The sequence below is a fragment of the Dolichospermum compactum NIES-806 genome (genome assembly GCF_002368115.1).
GTDB classification, from domain to species: Bacteria; Cyanobacteriota; Cyanobacteriia; order Cyanobacteriales; family Nostocaceae; genus Dolichospermum; species Dolichospermum compactum.
On sequence record NZ_AP018316.1, the window covers coordinates 4513142 to 4530894 of the forward strand.

The window sequence follows — 17753 nt, forward strand, 5'->3', positions numbered from 1 at the left end:
GCGTCAGACTGCATAAATCCTGCAAATAAACAGATTTTTGATATCTGACGCACCTTACCAATGTGCCAGTTGCGTAAGTCCTGTTTAAATAAAACAATCATTTAATATCAACATAAATATCTTTTTCAGATTGCTTAAATTCGTCATCAAGATTATATAGTAAATTGCGAATTTGTTGACGAAGTTCTCTAGCAGGTTGTAAACAATCGCGTTGATAATCTTGTAAAGTTAATTGAAGATGAGGATAAAGCAATTTGAGAAAACCTGATGCTGTTTTGAGAATTGCTTGTTGATCTCTAATGGTAGTATGATCATCAAATTGAGTATGTTGTTGAGCATATTGGTAAAAACTCCCATCTTTTCTTAAAGATAATAATGCTTCTCCAAAAAAATCCATTTTCAACCCGATTTGATTAGCAATCATATCTCTTTGAAATTTAGGAATTTCCCAACCGGGTAAAATACCAGCAAACCGATCTAAAAATGCTGTTTCTGAGAAGAATTTAGGTAATTTAGCCATTAAATTATATTTATCTTTAGGACGTTGATATTCATCAAGTTCAATATTACCTAATAAGACTAAAGAACAATCACTAGAAATAGGAATATCAGAAAACCCTGAGCGATTATAACTTCCATTCGCAAGATAGGTTTTTAATGGTCCGATAATTTCATCAGGATTATCAAATGTTAAACTTTGAATTTCATCTAAAACTACTACATCGTAACGACCTAATAAACCAACTGATTTAGTTTTACCATCAATGAATAGTTTAGCAGGAGTGATTTTACCTCCACTAATTACAGAAACTTTGTTATTAATATTTTCATAAACAAAACTTTTTCCTGTTCCTTTGGGAGCTAATTCTATGAGGTGATAATTAGATTCTACTAAGGGAAGTAACCGAGTTAAAATCCATGTTTTTGCTCGATAATTATAACTCGGATGATTGGGATTAAAACCCATGGAACAAAACATTAAATCTCGCCATTGTTCTGTGGTAAACTGAGAACGATGTTCAGCATAAGTTTTCAGGTTAACTTCAGAACATTGAAAAGGGTCAAAATCAATGATAGATATTTTGGAATTACCATTGATAGTATTTTTATATCTTAAAGTAATTTTCCCCCATACTCCTTGTCTCAATAACATTTGATAACGCTCAACAATATCTGAAGAAATTTCACATTCTGAGAAGTTTAAAACAGGAATATTTGCTAAAGGTTCAGGTATTTGTTTAGAGTTTTGGTCTAATTTAATTCTAACTTGAAGTAATGCAATTAATTTATGAGATTCTCCTTGTTGAATTAATTTAAATTTAATCACTTCTTGATCATCTTTTCTAGGAAATGCTTTTTGGACAAAACTATTAATTTTATCTAATTCTAAATTATCTAAAACTCCCATTCCCGGAACAATTTTATCTAATAACCATTCAGCGACAAAACTAGGAATACCTAAAGTAGTTAGTCCACTGGAAGGTAAACGTTTTTTGTCAATACTTAAAGATTGAAATATTTGAGTAATTAGATCATTGTTGTAATTAGAAGTCATCTAAATCTCCTTGAAAACCACTACTAAAGATTTGTTGAATGGTAATGAATGACTTTGAATCAATGTTTGATTCTCTTAAATCATTATTAGCAAAAAGAAAGGTTAATTTACCAGATAATTGAATAGTTGTTTTATTCTTGTCTGGTGGTAATTCTGGATATTTATTAATAGGTATTTTATGAATAAATTTCTCATTAGGTTTGATAGTAATATTTAATATTTTTCCTGTTTTAAATTCCTGTAATTCATTAATGTATAAACAAAGATTTGTTAAAGATACTAGATTATGATTATAAATAGTAATTATTAATTCTCCTGGTTGTTGAGGTTTTCCTTCTCCACTACAAGTTACTAGGACTGGATCACGTTTTAATGATTGACTTAAAACTGAAAATCCTACGACAACTTCTTCGGGAAATAGTCCCCCATGAGAACCAATAATTTCTTGATCTTTTGTATAAGTAAACGCACTGATACAATCGGAATTTCTCACAATACTAATATCATGGGGAAGTCCAAAACGTCTAGCGTCAAGAACAATAAAACGAGAATCATCAGTTTTACCAATTCCCATTCTACCTTTTGATTTTAATTCTGCTGGACAATTAGATAATTTTTGTACTTCTCCCATCATTTGACCATGATCACTAGCAATAATAATTTTTAATTCTTCCGAACTATGATATTCTTTTAAGAAGTATTGAATATTTTTAGCAATTCCTTCTAAACGATTGACTCTTTCTACTGTATATAAGGTTTTCCAGTCTTTTTCTTGATGATAAAGTTCATCTAATTGATCAGTATCCCAACAATAAATTTGATATTTATTTTCTTTTAAATCTTGATTTAACTCATGCTTATTATTATCAGTATAACGTTTTCCTGATTTTACCATTGAAAAGCCGTCTTTTGCATTAGGCTTCCAAGATGAATGTTCCGGTAATAGTTGAGAATAAAGACTCCATTTTGCATATTCAGTCTTAGTAGGAAGAATACTAAAAAGAGGTGTAATCTCTCTTTCTAGTGAAAGTTGGTTATTGTCAGTTAAAATTGCAATTAGTTCTTGATGATCTAACCATCCTAAACCATCAACAACTATCCAAAGAATAGGATTTTCTTTGGCTAATTTTTGAACTTGAAATGCTACATTATAATTTAAGAATGAATTTTCTACATTATCAATTTTTAATTCTGGATAATATTTTATTATCCAGTTAACAAAACTATTTGCTAATTGTTCGCTAATTTGTTGTTCTTTGGGAGTATAGTTAATATTTGTTTCCCAACTTCTAAAGGGTAAATAAGATTCTGTTACCCATTTTAAAGCATCCTGGGGACTATCATCAATTGATAAGGGTAAGGGTTGAATAGGAGGTAATTTTTGCTTGAGTTGAGATTTTTCAGTATTAGTTAAATATAAAATAATTTTACTAATTCTTTCTTGATTTATGTAAATTGGGTGTTTTAATAAAAAATCACAAGCAATGAAAGCAATTATTTCTTTACCAGGTTCTTGATATAAAATTAAATCATCTAAAATTTTAGCTTCTGTTTGATAAATTTTTTGTTCCCAAAAGTTTCTAAATTCTTTTAAACAAGAATCAGGAACATTTAGAGGATATTTACCTAGTACATTAATAAAATTCAAATCTAAAGTTAAACCTAACCAATTCTTTAAAAGTTGATTTTTATTCTCAGTTTGATAATGACTGAGTAAATGATCATGATTATGGTTTTGACTAATTTTATGTTTCCAAACATCTTCAAATATTTGATAGTTTTGGGGAATTTGAAGACATAACCATTTAGCTAAATGTTCTATTGATAGATTATCAATTAACCAAAAATTCTCTTCAGTATGAGTTATATCAGCTAATAAAGATTCAAGCGGATGATTTGAAGTGTAACTATCAATCAGAGTTGCTAATTTTAAAATATAGTGATTATCCCAATTATCGGGAATAGATAAAGGAGTAAGAATAGCTGTTAATTTTGGACGTGGAACTTGTTTTCTCTCAATTATTAAATCTGATTTGTTCCATACTCTTAACCATTCTTCTGTCCAATTACAAAGGGTTTTACCTTTAATCCAATAATTCTCATCTTCAAGGGTAAAATACTTTAACCACTCTACTTCGGTAGTGATAGCAATATAGTCGGTAAGAGGTTGATATAATCCGGTAGGATCTAAGATAATTTTATTCATTAATATCTCCCTCTTTTGACAAATATTGTTCTAGCTGGAAATATAAATTTTGTTGTCTTTGAGGAGGAAGTTGTGTAAATAAAGTAATGATTTGATTTTCTTGGCTGTCATTTTGTATATTTTGGCATCGAGTTTTAACCGTTTCTAATAATTCTTTATCTAAGTTATTTAAATAATCAATATTTATATCTTGATTATTAATGTTTTTAAGTAACTTATCAATTAAGTTAAGTTTTTTATCTTCTGTCTCTTGCTCAAGTTGATTAAATTCTTTTTGTAATTTATCTAACCATAATTTAGTGTCAACTTGATATTGAGTTTCAATGGATTTTATTTTTTGTTCTAGTTTATATTTATTTTGATCATATTTAGTTTGTAAATTAGGAGTGCAATTTTTAATAATTTTGTACCATTCTGTTAACTGTTGTATTTGATTCTGATAAGTCTCAATTGTGTTGAATTGCGATGATTGAGTAATTTGAAATAACTGTCTTAAAGCATCAATTTCTTGCTGCAATTGCTGGCAAGTTAAATAATGCTTAGAGTCTTGAAAAAATAACTCTAATTTAGCTAACTTAGTATAAAGCTGGTTTAATTCTTGATTAGTTCTAACTTCAGCTAAATTTGCTGTCAATTCCTCAAGCTCTTTTATATAGCTAGAAACTTGATTATTAATAGATTTAATTAGCTGTTCAATTTCTGTATAAAATCTTTCAGCAAAGTTAAGCTGAAGGCGTAAAGTAGCTATTTCTTCAATTCCTTGTTCACATAAGACAATAGTATTTAAGAACTTTGGATTTTTTTGACGTAGTGCATCCATAATTTTATTATCTTGTTGCTGCCTTGTACTTTCAACTTCTTCTTGATTTTGAATTTCTAAAATAATTGGATTTAATTGTTCTAATATTTGTTTAACTTTTTGAGCAGATTTAGGTTGAGTAAACCGATTTTGTTGCTGACTAACTTCTTGAGATAATTGAAGAGCTTCAGTTTTAGTGATATCTGTTAATCTTTCTGCCCAAATTTTGAGAGTTATTTCTAAATTATTTAGTTGAGTTTCAATCTCTTTAATTATTGCCTCATAAAGCTTGTGCTGTTTAATAATTTCAAGATTATTAGCTAAGTTTTTTATATTACTCATAGCTTTAATGTAATCATCTTGACTAGCATTATTACTAAGAGATTTGTAGAAAAGTTCAACTTTTTCTAAGCCATTTTTTATCTCAGTTTGATGTTTGATTTCAGCAAATTTTCTCGTAGCAACATCAAGGGAATAGTTTAATGTTTGAATTAAATTATGAGTAGGTGAAAAAACATAAGTTATTTGTTTAATTGCTGCTTCAAGATCACTTTGATAACGCCCATATTCTTCCTCTGTTTGTAAAGATTCTGATTTTTCGCTTAAATCAATAATTATTTCTTCAATTCTATCCTGAACAATTTGTAAAGCATCATTTTGACGTTGCAGTTGCTTTTTAGCAGGATTAACTACAATATTATCAGATTGATTAGATTGGGTAAGATTAATTGTTTTAGATAATTTCTGTTGAAGAAGAGGATAAATTTCAGTTAAACTTTTTAGCTCAATTTGATCTCCATTATTAAATAAATTTTCTGTTTCTTCTACTGCTTTAAACCAATTATCTATTTTCTCAATTTCGCTTAAAAGTTGTTTTCTTTTCGGTTGAATTTTTTGTACTTTTGATTGATCTGGATCACCGGAATTAATAAAATTGTCAATATCGTGGATTAATTCTTTAGCTTGATTATAACTTAATATTGGTTCTATTTTAGGACAAGTAATAGCTCGAAGCCGAATTAATTGAGGATTTGTATTTGAGCCTAGAATCCATTTATGAACAAAATCTTTAGGTTTATCAAATACATGAGTTTCTACCCAATCTTTAATCGCTTTTTCTTCAATAGATGACTGATTTTTTTTATTAAGTAAACCAAAAGTTCCTTTTAAGATTACTTCACTCCGATGATAAACTATCCACGCAGAAAATAGCATAGTAAATGTATATTCATTGTATCCAAAAGGTGGCGCAGATAATTCTTGCCAAATTTTAGAAATCAGAACATATTTTTTAGCTTTATCTCCCAAAGCTGTTAATTGATCTATTCTATCCCATGCTTCTCTAACATTTTTATTACTAGGAATTTGCACAAAATATTTTTGAGAAGTAGTTTTAAATAAGCCCCAATTATTGAGAAATACTTGATCAACTAAGGTGTTATAAGATTGATTAGGAAATTTATTAGGATTAAGATCATCTTCTAGTAAACGGTTAGCAGTATAACCAATTATTGTGCTTCCTGAAGGACTTTTTAAAGCCATTTTATCATTTTTAGCAATTGGAGGTACAAAACGATAAAGTTGTTGTAAAAGATGACTAACAATACTTTGATGATCTTTTTGCTGGTAAGTAGTTAATTCTTCTAATCTGATACAATAATAGTCACAATTATTAGGAGCAATTATTTTTTTAATTTCCCTTTCAACTTTCTGTTGTATTTGCTTAGTTAATTGTGCAAAGGCTGTTCCTGAGTCTTGTTTTTCTAATGTACTTTTTCTTCGCATAATATCTATCATTAATAAATCTTGACAAATATTATTAACTGGTTCTTCAGGAATGGCTACAGCAATATATTCCTTATTTCTTGAACTGGATAAAAGTTCGTTAATCTCACAACGAAAGCTTTGTAATTCTTCAAGATTATCTGATAAAATATAAGCAAAAATTCCTTTTCCTGTTATATTATCTAAAGTTTTATATCCATTTAATACTTGTTGTTTAAAATCAGGAATATTATAAAACTTATACTCAAAAAACCATTCATCATTAAGTAACTGATTATCATTAATGAAATGTGTGCCACTTATATTTATACTGTTTAAATAAGTTTCAATTTTCTCATTACAATGTTTGATAGCTAAATTAACAGATATTCTGTCAGCTTGTTTGCTCGCTTCTTCTTCTATTTCTTGCCGAACTTCTAATAAATTACTACCAGAATAAAAACGATAAGTATTATCTCCTGTATTATGATGAATAACTTGTTTTTGTTGATCTAATTTATCTAAAGTATCCTTAGTTTCTTTTAAAGACAAACCTGTTAATTCACTAATAATAATATCATGTTTTTCTGATTCAGGTTTATAAAGCTTATTTTGACTAACATAAAATAGAAAAAGTCCTTTTAGAACTGCAATTTCGTTTTCTGTAGCTGATGCTGATATAGTATCATAAGCTTTTTGATATTCTGAATAATGACGAGAAAATTCAGTATGAGAAAATTCAGAAAAGGCATCAACTAAGGAAATAGCAGGAAGATAATTTAATTTACTATTTTGTTCAACTAGTTGAGAATTAATAAACTTTTTTACATCTTCTTTTATATATTGAATTGCCGTGCGTCCTTGAGTAAAATCTAAGTTACAAAGTAAATAACTATTAAGGGGATGAAGAGGAAAACAACCTAGAGTAATATTTATTTGAAAATCTTGTAATGTCCAATTTCTTTCACGATAAATACTAATTCTGTGTTCATGAGAATTTCTACTATCAGCTAATAGAGTATCCCGCCATGTTTGAAAAAATTGATTCCATGAATCAGTATTAATTTGTTGTTCTAATAATCCTTTAATTACTAATTCTAAACTAGAAACAGGTTCATAAGTGCTTTCAGCAATTTCTAACCGAGAAACAAGTTTGTTATAATCATCCGCTGATTGGCTAGGAACAGATTTTGAAGGGCGAATTTGGGTAAAACAAACTAAAGCAATTTTTCCCTTATTATTCTCACAAACTTTAGTAATACTTTGTAAAGATGCTCCCCCCGCAGCAGTTGAATCTGTTGCCCATGATTTAAGATAATAATTAAGTTCATCAAATAGAATTAAAATTCCTGAATATTTGGCAGTATCTCCTGAACATAACTTATTAATTAATTTTTGTAAAATTGTCTCAATACTTAAATCTGTTTCAAAATCAGCAGGAAACCCATTATTTAATTCACTACTTATTTCTTTAACAAGATGAATCATTTTATAGTTATCTTCTTCTAATAACTCAATAATGCTGTTTACATCTCTTTGATAATTATGCACTTCTAAATAATTATTAGCAATTTCCTTTTGATTGTCTGTTAATTGCTTTAAATATTTAAGTGGCTTTTCACAGAATTGTTCCGCTAAAGAATCAATAAGTCCTTCTATTTCTAAAGTTTGACGTAAAGCTCGTAAAAATATTTGTCTTAAATCTGTTCCTGAATCTCCACTAATACAAATTACTAAATGTTGCTTATTACGTCTTTTGTAAGCTGTTAAATCTTCTACTATGCCTTGATCAGTTCCTGATGCAATTTTAATTTGATTTAATATTCCTTCAACTTCAGCAGTGTCTAGTGGTAATTTAAAATAATTAGCAGTAACTAAAGCAAAATGAGATTTACCTTTACCATAATCTTGTACAAATAAATGTATATTGGGTTGATTTTGACTATGATAACTATTACAAATTGCATCGAGTACACCTAATGTAAAAGCTTTAGGATTAATTGGATCATAATTAAAAACAAATCCTTCAGATAAACGCAAATTTTTATCAGGATCAGCCATCATATTAAAATCAACAGCATTAGCTACCATTCCTGATTCATTAACTTTGACAAGTTCTCTCATTTTCATAGTTCCAAGCTCCTTTTTGATTGAATTTTTCTCTTGTTTGGTGGTAAGTTATTTTAATGATCAATTTGTTGAAAGCGGTTTATATTCCAATTAGGGGGATTTAGTTTACTAGGTAAAATAATCCATAAAATACTTTGTAAATGTCTCATATTTGCTAAATTATTCCAAAATAAACTAAGAGGAGATTGAGGATAGCTGTAAAGATATGTGATTAAAATATCCATATCTTTTAATAAAATAATTGGTTTAGTTGTATCCGTACAAATTTTTTTAAGCACCTCTAATTCTTGCCCTAATTTATCTTGAAAACTTAAAAATTTTTGCTGAGGTTTAACTCTAATGAGTAAGTTGTCACGATAACTGACAAGTTGAGCATTATTGTTAAATAAAATTTGTTGAATTTCTAAATCATTAGGATTATCCCACAATAGTAAATGAGGAGAATCAGTTGGTTTAGCATCTTGAAGAGATAGATCATTTATTGTTAACATAAGCTTTCTCCAATAAAGTTAAAGGATTATCCCAACGACGGATAATTTGATAAGGTGAAACTGTGCGTCTTTGTTCAATAATTCCTAAAGATTCTATCCTATTCAGATGTTGTTGTAAAGTTTCAGATTGAATACCTAAAACGGGGATAATTCCCATTTTCTGAGAATAAATATCCTCAGTTAAGACAGAAGTTTCCTGATGAAAATCTCGTTCCCACAGTTTAGCTAGGAAATAACCTATCAAATAAGAATTAGGAAGTTTAGAATTCCCTGTTTGATATGTATCTGGTTTGATTTCTTTGATAAATTGACAATTAGCTAATGCTTGTTCTTGAGTATATGCTTTTAAAATATACTTAATTCTTTTAGGAATATCTTTATCTAGTTCTTCAAATATAGGAATACTATTTTGAAATAAATCATCTTTAGTAAAAGTTGAATTTTCCGGAAGAAAAGTATAAATAAAATAAGTCCACCCTCCCCATTCAGCAGGATTTTCTGGGATTTGATTTAAACCTTGAGTACCAAAACTTAAATAAAAGTGCATTAACCAATCAGTAGTAATTGATTTTAAATAAGGATCATGTTTTAAAACTATTTTTCCTTCTGGACTCAAATAATTATCTTTAACTAAACCTGCTCTACTTGACCAACTTTTAATTCTACCAACTTTTGCATTACCTAACCCTGTTTTGGTCATGAGATTTGCTAAAGAATCTTTTAAACCTTCTTTCTCAGCAGCAGCGTCAAGTATTCTCTTAATTTCTTCTTTTTTGAGAGCAAAATTACCGTTGAAATGTAGTTGCATCTTAGCCATAGTCTATTAAGTATTGAATAATATGAAATTTTCAGTGATTTTACTGAATAAAAGTCAATTCACTCTAAAAACGTTTTCGTTGACTGAGATTGTAATATTCTCAGACCTGTTTGAGTGCCTGTGTTAGTTTTATTATAGTGCCTATTATAACGTTGTAGATAGTCTAATATTCTAATTTTTATGATAATTTACATTTTTTGCTTAAAAACATAATCCTACACCCCACCAAATATGATGAGTGTAGGACTATCTTAATTTTGTAACCGCTCAATAATCCGGGGTAAATCCTTCCATGACAAGCCTCAAATGGCGTAAAATCCTTCCCGAACAGGTAGTCCGCCCCCATTTATTGAGCGGTTACTTAATTTTTAACCCACAGAAATTATCTGTGGCTGAGTTGCTACCTTTTCCATAGCTGTGAAAACTTCTTGTCTAGCCCATTTATCTGCTGCCAAAATGTCATCTAAAGAGGGATTTTGTTTGTTATCATTTTGATGGCGATCGCACACAAATTCAATACACCGAGCAATATCCAAATAGTGAATTTTTTCATCTAAAAATAACGCCACAGCTTGTTCATTAGCCGCATTTAACACCGCCGGCATAGAACCACCAGCCCTCCCCGCAGCATAAGCCAAACCCATACAAGGATACTTTTGATGATCTGGTTCACGGAAAGTTAAATCACCAGATTTCACTAAATTCAATCTTTCCCAATTAGTGTAAACTCGCTCCGGCCAAGATAAAGCATAAAGTAAAGGTAAACGCATATCCGGCCAACCAAGTTGAGCCAAAACAGAAGTATCTTGTAATTCTATTAACGAGTGAATAATACTTTGAGGATGAATAACAATTTCGATGTTGTCATAATCTACCCCAAATAAATAATGAGCCTCAATTACCTCCAAACCCTTATTCATCAAAGTTGCCGAATCTACCGTAATTTTTCGCCCCATTGACCAGTTAGGATGTTTAATAGCATCAGCAACCTTTACCTCTGGTAATTTTTCCACAGGCCAATCTCGAAAAGCACCCCCAGAAGCAGTCAGTAATATCTTTCTTAAACCATCTTTAGGAACACCTTGCAAACATTGAAAAATAGCGGAATGTTCAGAATCGGCTGGTAATAGTTTCACTCCGTGTTTTTCCACCAAAGGTAACACCACAGGAGCGCCCGCAATGATAGTTTCTTTATTTGCTAAAGCAATATCTTTGCCCGCTTCAATAGCTGCAATGGTTGGAAGTAACCCCGCACAACCAACAATACCAGTAACAACCGTCTGAGAATCGCCATAACGAGCAACTTCTATCACCCCCGCTTCCCCAGCCAGTAAAATGGGTTGAGGATTCAAGTCTTTGATAGCTTCTTTCAGTTCCGGTAACTTTTCAGCAGCAGAAATAGCCGCGATTTGGGGACGAAACTGGCGAATTTGCGCCGCGAATAGCTCCACATTCCGTCCAGCAGCCAATCCCACAATGCGGAACTTATCCGGGTGTTCAGAGACGATATCTAAGGTTTGCGTACCAATCGAACCAGTAGAACCAAGCAGAGTAATAGCTTTCACAATTATTTAATAATTAATGGTAATTTTAAATATAAATTGCTTAGGCTACTAATTTCCCGATTTTTTGAGAACAGAATTGATCTCACGATCTATAATCTGACTACAAGACCCTGGACGCTTATAAACACAAGTTCCTTGCCAACATTTTTGCAAAGTATAATTTTGATATTGAGATGGTATAGATATATCACCAACAACGTAATTAAAACCTGCTTTTAGTGCTGCAAAATCTGCTATCTTCTCAACTGGAAATATAGGAACATTATGATGAAAATATGTATACCCTCCTGATAAAGCCCAATTAATACCCCAAAGACCAAGACCACAAACAGTATTTTCTTTACTTAAGCTTTGTAAGGCTAATAAATTATTAGTTGCAGCATATAAATGGGTGTTTTCTAAGTCAGTACCAAAGGTAGAAAAATTCAAATTATTATAAATATTAAATCGGCTCATGAGAGCAACAGAAGTGGAAGTCCAAAGGGAAAGACAAATTAATATTGCTATAACTATTTTTTGATGTGACTTCCATTTGCGCGACAAATTTAAAACTAATTCTGCCGTACCTAATCCTGCTAATATCATCAGCATTGATAATGCTGGATAAATGAACCGATATTCCTTATGAGCCAATAAACTATGAGACAAGATAATAATTAACGCTGACCATGCTAAAATAGGCAGACGACGTGAACCTATCATAGCAAGAATCATAATCGGCAGAAATAGCCAAGACCAACTTTTTAACAAGAAAATAAAATATTCATACCAAGGAGAAACTCCATAAAGTTTACTTTTACCTTCCACAAGGTTCACCCAAATATTTAACCAAAAAGATTGAAAAGGATAGGACCACGTAAAAGCATCAACAGTTCCAAAAATAAGTATAGGAGCAAAAATTCCTCCTAGCATAGGCAACCACTTTTGCTGCCAATCTTTTCTACAAATATAAATGACAACAAAAGCAATGCAAGGTAATAAATGTATTCGTAATGCCAAAGATATTCCCAACAAACATCCTGATAAAAATAGTCTATTCCTGAGTGGAAATGAATTTTTGTTCAACCCTAAATATATTCCTGGTAACAAAAAATGTGTAGCCACGACTTCAGTAAAAGCTTTAGGAGAAAAGTAAATAAGTTCAAACCAGATAGTACAAATACCCGCACAAATTAAAGCTGTAATTGTTCCCCCTAGTTTTTTTCCCCATAGATATGCTAATAAAATATTACTCAAAGAAAGTAGAGACAAAAATATATTACTTCCTATTAAGTATCCAGTAGAACCTTCTCCCAGCCATGCTGTTAAACGCATAATACCTGCTAAAATGGCTGGTAATACCCAAGAGCGAATCCCGTCTCGAAATTCCCAAGTGACAATACCATTACCGAAAGCAAGTCGGTGTGCAGGTTCTAGACTTTGGAAAATTTCATCTGCCCAAAATATATTAGGAAATCTTAAAGCAACACCAACCCGCAATATTAATGCTAAAAAAATCAGGATGCTCAATAATAGATTATCTAAGTTAAATTTGCGATTCATCTGTTATTCTAACTAAAAGAAGTTATACCAATTTTATCAGAGGCTGCACAGAATTATGAAATCCATGAATTCATCCGAATTTATCTACGGTCAATAATTCTTAAAATCCTATTCTATGCAGCTTCATCTTAATTTGGTATACTCAAAACGGCTAGAAGCTGGACTTTTTTATCATACAAAGAACAAGGTTCAAAGCCTCTCCCCGTTGCGGGTAGAGGTTTGGAGAGGGGTTTCATACTTGGTTAAACTATGAACCGTTTTCAGTATAATATCTCCAGAATATTATGAACAGACAACATTTACCCATTTTTTTCTGTTTCTGCTTGCACAAGTTCAAACTTTACTTTATTGTATAAATCTTGTAAAGAAATTTCAAAAGGTATGGTTTCCAGAGATATGTTTCCATCTTCTGCATCATACTCACACAAAGTCCATCTTTTTTTCCCAGTTTTGAAAAATTGTTCTACATGAATGCGGTTTTGATCAATTAATAGATATTCTTGAAAAGTGGGAATTGTTCTGTAAGCTGCAAATTTATCTTCTTTATCATAACTTTTGGTAGATTTGGATAAAACTTCAATAATTACCTGGGGATTTGTGATTGTATCTGTCCGATTATTGAAAAATTCCGGCTCATCTGCAATAATGATCACATCTGGATAAGTGTATATTAGTTCTTGAGGTATCCATAGACGCATATCACCCATGAAAACTTCGTAATTCTGATTTCTAAAGGCAAAATTTAGCCCAGAACTTAGATTTAAAGAGATACGGTTATGATTTATAGATGCACCAGCCATAGAAATTATTTGTCCGTCAATGTATTCGCTTTTATACTCAGCAGTGGCTTCTAATTCCAGATATTCTTCTGGGGTGTAATATTGCTTTGCTATTAATTGCATATTTTTGATCAGAAAGCGATGTTTGTTAGTTTAACATATCAGTAATAATTATTGATTAAGTTTTTATCTATTAAGTTTCTAATACTTTTCATCTGTTGCATTAGAGATTCAACCAAAGTATGGTAAGTTTAGTTTAAATACGTTAGTAATAGTAAAATTTTTACTAAATAGATCAATAATAGTACGGTATTTCCTATTTTTCTTAAAGTAAAATTTACAAAGATAAAAATATCATAATTAATAATCATGAATAATTCACACAAAACATTATTGAAGTCAATAAAAGATAAGTTTGATCATATATTAATTCCCAGATATTTGGCAATTGGCATTATCTTTGCTATAACAATCAGATTAGTTTGTGTTCCCAATAAATCAGTAGATTATAAATATTTTTTAGATCCTTGGTATGATTTTATCGCATCTCACGGTGGTTTCAGTGCCTTAAAATATGGCTTCGCTGATTATACACCCTCATATCTTTACTGGCTTTTGATTGCCTCTACTCTGCTTTCTGGATTACCAAAAATTCTGGCAATTAAACTTTTTGCCATGAGTTTTGACTTTATTTGTGCATTTTTTACTTACAAAATTGTCAAGCTTAAATATCCTGTGGGGAGAATGGCAAATTGGGCTTTTTTAGCCGTTATCTTAAGTCCCACCGTAATTTACAATAGTTCGCTTTGGGGACAATGTGATGTGATCTACACGACGGGATTAATTGCTTGTGTTTACTTTTTATCTATTCACAAACAAATTCCTGCGTTAATCAGTTTTGGGCTGGCACTTTCATTTAAATTACAAGCAATGTTTTTAGCACCTTTGTTATTAATTTTATTAGTTAAAAAAAGGATATCTTGGTTATACTTACCAATAATTCCCCTAGCCTATCTAGTAGCAATGTTGCCAGCTTGGATTGCTGGTAGACCAATAAAAGAATTACTATTAGTCTATTTTGAACAATCTAACAAGTATAAAGAACTAGCTAAAAATGTCCCTAATTTTTATCAATGGATTCCTAACAATTTTTATAGTATTGTTGTGCCTATAGGGTTAATTTTAACTGTAACTGCCATACTTTTATTAGTATATCTTGTTCATAGAAGTAAATTAGAAATTACTCAAGATAGACTGATATACTTAGCCACAATATCAGTATTTTTCATGCCATATCTTTTGCCAAAAATGCACGAAAGATATTTTTATCCCACCGATATTTTATCTATCATCTTTGCTTTTTACTTTCCCCAATATCGTTGGGTAGCAATATCAGTACAACTGGGATCATTTGTTAGTTATTTAGGAACTGGTATATATATTCAATTGTTTTCTATTCCTTTAGGTTTTACTCTTTGGTTTATTGTGCGAAATTGTGATATGATCTACCAGAAATCAAAACCTAATTTTTCCTTAAACATCAATAAATAATAAATTCTAATGTGGAAAAATTAATACCCAAAAATAATATTTCTGTAATTATTGGTATTAGTGCCTTAATTTTATTAGCAGCTAGTATTATTCGGCATGAGTTATTTAATTCATCTGGAGATTTGGCATTTTTCGATCAAACAGTTTACCTAATCAGTCAGGGAAAATTGCCAATTTCTTCTGTACTTGGTTTTCATATTTTAGCTGATCATGCTGCTTGGATTTTGTACCCCATAGCTTTACTATATAAAATATATCCTAGCGTCTATTGGTTATTTGCAGTTCAGTCTATTGCTTTGTCTTTAGGTGCTTTTTCTACATATTTAATCGCATTACAAGCAGGGTTAAAAAACAATCAAGCAATAGCAATTGTAGCTGTTTACCTACTATATCCAGTTCTATATAACAGCAATTTGTGTGATTTTCACCCAGATACTATTGCTGTTCCTGCACTTTTGACAGCAGTTTTAAATGCAAGAACCAAAAAAGTATTTTGGTTTTGTATAAATGTTTTGGTCGTATTGGGATGTAAAGCTGTACTCTCCTTAACAGTAGTAGCCATGGGTGTTTGGTTACTAGTGTTTGAAAAGCGGCGTTTGTATGGTTTCATAGCTATTATTAGTGGTTTAGCATGGTTTGTAATTGCTAATAGAATTATTATTCCTTTTTTCGGTAGCGAAGCAGCATTAGTCAGCCGACATTTTTATCGCTATAGTTATTTAGGAAATTCATTTTCGGAAACATTACAAATTATCTTATTTCAACCAAAAATTATTATTAGCAACATTTTATCGTCTATAAATTTAGAATATTTGTCTTTTCTATTAGCACCTGTAATCTGGGGTTTAATACCTAAATACATGACACCATTAATAGGTGCGATTCCTTGTTTAGCATTAAATATACTTGCTGATCATCCTTCACAAAAAAACGTAATCTTACATTATTCCTTGCCAGCAATTCCATTCATAATGTTATCCCTAATTGCTAGTATTGCCGCTGATAAAGCATGGCTAAAACAAAAAAAAGTAATTCTTTTATGGTCTTTTATTTGGTTTTTAATTTTAGGTAAATGGGGTTTCTTTATTTCCAAATATCTTAATTCTGTAGATAATTGGCAAGCTACTAAAGAAGCAATATCTTTAGTCAAAACTCAAGATAGTGTGTTGACTACAGATGTAATTACTCCACATTTAACCCATAGACAACAGATTAGTTTTAAATATAAAATTAATGAGTTAAATGACTTTCATTATATATTACTGAATATCCGCCATCCTGGTTGGGCTGCAACAGCAGAAGATTATGATAATGTAACTAAGGAATTAAAAAAGAATTCTGATTTTAATTTAAAATATCAACGTGATGATGTGTACCTGTTTGTAAATAAAAAAAATTACCCACCCCGCTGACGGAATAGGCAATTTTCCAGGATTTAATAACTAAAAAAATTTAGTTACATTCGGCTTAGGCTTAATAGCGACCGCCACCGCCGCCGCCACCACGGTTGCCACCGCCGTAGCCACCACGTCCACCACCACCTGAAGTACCTCTGTTGTCTTCTTTGGGTTTTGCTTTGTTGACTTTCAGATCACGACCCATCCATTCAGCACCGTCAAGGGCATCAATAGCGGCCTGTTCTTCAGCTTCACTACCCATTTCCACAAAACCGAAGCCGCGCAAGCGACCTGTCTCACGGTCAGTGGGAAGCTGAACACGTTTCACAGCACCATATTCCGCAAAAACTTGACTCAGCGCATCTTGTGTAACTTCATAAGAGAGGTTACCCACGTAAATTGACATAGAATATTTCCAAAATCATAAGAGTGTAGAGATTTAGATTTCGGAGAAAAGTCTGTAAATACCAAAAGGGAAAGCCTGTCAATACTAACCACAAACATTACTGCCGAATTAATTCCCACCCCTCAATGATTACACAAAAAATCATAATTGTGGGAAGAAGTTTAAAAAATGTTGTAAAAAGTCATATTCGTTGCTTATGACCAGTCCCACCTGTAGGTTACACCCCTTCATTAACCCTATCCCCTATATTTCAGCTATGAAACCTGGGCTTACCTGAGTTCGACATAAGATAATTTGTGGAAAAATCGCCCCAAGTAGGAGTCTCAAACCCTTATTCTCTCGGTCTTAAAAATCATAACTCCGTTCGCGTAGCGTCTTTGAAGGAGAAACTCTGAACTCCGAACTCCTAACACCGAACTCAGGTATGCTTATATTCGCTTTTCCAAATATTGATCAATCATTAACTGTTCACTGGCACGGGAAATGATGCTTTGTCGGGTACGATATTTACTACCAATGAGTTTAATCTCTTCCTCAAATCAATACCTTGTCCAAATTGAAAAAAGTCTTGATTTGTAGGTTGGGTTGACGCACGTTCACGTTCGCGGAGCGTGGCGTTAGCCATAGTGTGGCGATAGCCATAACCCAACAAATGCGTCGGGTTGAGCTGTCGCTTAACCCGACCTACAAAAAATGGACAAGGTATTGATGTAACGAAAAGTAAAATCGCCTAAACCCTCTTCACTCTTGC

11 protein-coding genes and 1 pseudogene are annotated in these 17753 nt (G+C 31.5%); 2 read left to right on the top strand and 10 right to left on the bottom strand.

The features are described 5' to 3' along the window. Positions 1-97: 97 nt before the first annotated feature. From brxL to CA730_RS21020, 8 genes are all read right to left on the bottom strand, one after another. The gene (gene brxL, locus CA730_RS20985) at positions 98-1555 is read right to left on the bottom strand and encodes a BREX system Lon protease-like protein BrxL (protein WP_096670242.1); all 1458 of its coding nucleotides are present in this window, start codon (positions 1553-1555) and stop codon (positions 98-100) included. Then, positions 1545-3761 (bottom strand): PglZ domain-containing protein, encoded by a 2217-nt coding sequence (locus tag CA730_RS20990; RefSeq protein ID WP_096670244.1) that lies wholly within the window; start codon positions 3759-3761, stop codon positions 1545-1547. Before CA730_RS20990 ends, brxL begins: the two co-directional genes overlap by 11 nt. Beyond that, positions 3754-8454: a coiled-coil domain-containing protein gene (locus tag CA730_RS20995; protein ID WP_157750035.1), complete on the bottom strand. Its 4701-nt coding sequence runs from the start codon at positions 8452-8454 to the stop codon at positions 3754-3756. The genes CA730_RS20990 and CA730_RS20995 overlap by 8 nt, the downstream gene beginning before the upstream one ends. A gap of 53 nt (positions 8455-8507) precedes the next feature. Continuing rightward, on the bottom strand, positions 8508-8945 hold the full coding sequence (locus CA730_RS21000; protein ID WP_096670248.1) for a hypothetical protein: 438 nt from the start codon (positions 8943-8945) through the stop codon (positions 8508-8510). Continuing rightward, complete coding sequence (locus CA730_RS21005) at positions 8929-9762, bottom strand: DUF4007 family protein (protein WP_096670250.1); 834 nt, start codon at positions 9760-9762, stop codon at positions 8929-8931. The genes CA730_RS21000 and CA730_RS21005 overlap by 17 nt, the downstream gene beginning before the upstream one ends. A 368-nt stretch (positions 9763-10130) precedes the next feature. Next, positions 10131-11327, bottom strand: a complete 1197-nt coding sequence (locus CA730_RS21010) for a 1-deoxy-D-xylulose-5-phosphate reductoisomerase (RefSeq protein ID WP_096670252.1) — start codon at positions 11325-11327, stop codon at positions 10131-10133. Positions 11328-11375: 48 nt separating this feature from the next. Further along, positions 11376-12869: a glycosyltransferase family protein gene (locus CA730_RS21015; protein ID WP_096670254.1), complete on the bottom strand. Its 1494-nt coding sequence runs from the start codon at positions 12867-12869 to the stop codon at positions 11376-11378. Positions 12870-13168: 299 nt separating this feature from the next. Further along, positions 13169-13771, bottom strand: coding sequence for a Uma2 family endonuclease (locus CA730_RS21020; RefSeq protein ID WP_096670256.1), 603 nt, complete (start codon positions 13769-13771; stop codon positions 13169-13171). A gap of 246 nt (positions 13772-14017) precedes the next feature. On the opposite strand from CA730_RS21020, the gene CA730_RS21025 reads away from it, so the two are divergent. Both CA730_RS21025 and CA730_RS21030 read left to right on the top strand, forming a co-directional pair. Then, entirely contained in the window at positions 14018-15199 is a 1182-nt protein-coding gene (locus tag CA730_RS21025; RefSeq protein WP_096670258.1) for a hypothetical protein, read from the top strand. An 11-nt stretch (positions 15200-15210) separates the two neighbouring features. Beyond that, positions 15211-16611 carry a DUF2079 domain-containing protein gene (locus CA730_RS21030; RefSeq protein WP_231939902.1) on the top strand — a complete coding sequence of 467 codons (1401 nt, stop codon included), beginning with the start codon at positions 15211-15213 and terminating at the stop codon, positions 16609-16611. A gap of 61 nt (positions 16612-16672) precedes the next feature. Here CA730_RS21030 and CA730_RS21035 read toward each other — a convergent pair whose 3' ends face one another. Further along, positions 16673-17002: an RNA recognition motif domain-containing protein gene (locus CA730_RS21035; RefSeq protein WP_096670260.1), complete on the bottom strand. Its 330-nt coding sequence runs from the start codon at positions 17000-17002 to the stop codon at positions 16673-16675. 428 nt (positions 17003-17430) lie between these two features. Then, positions 17431-17541 (bottom strand): annotated as a pseudogene (locus CA730_RS21040) (phycobiliprotein lyase); the annotation flags it as partial. Positions 17542-17753 lie beyond the last annotated feature (212 nt).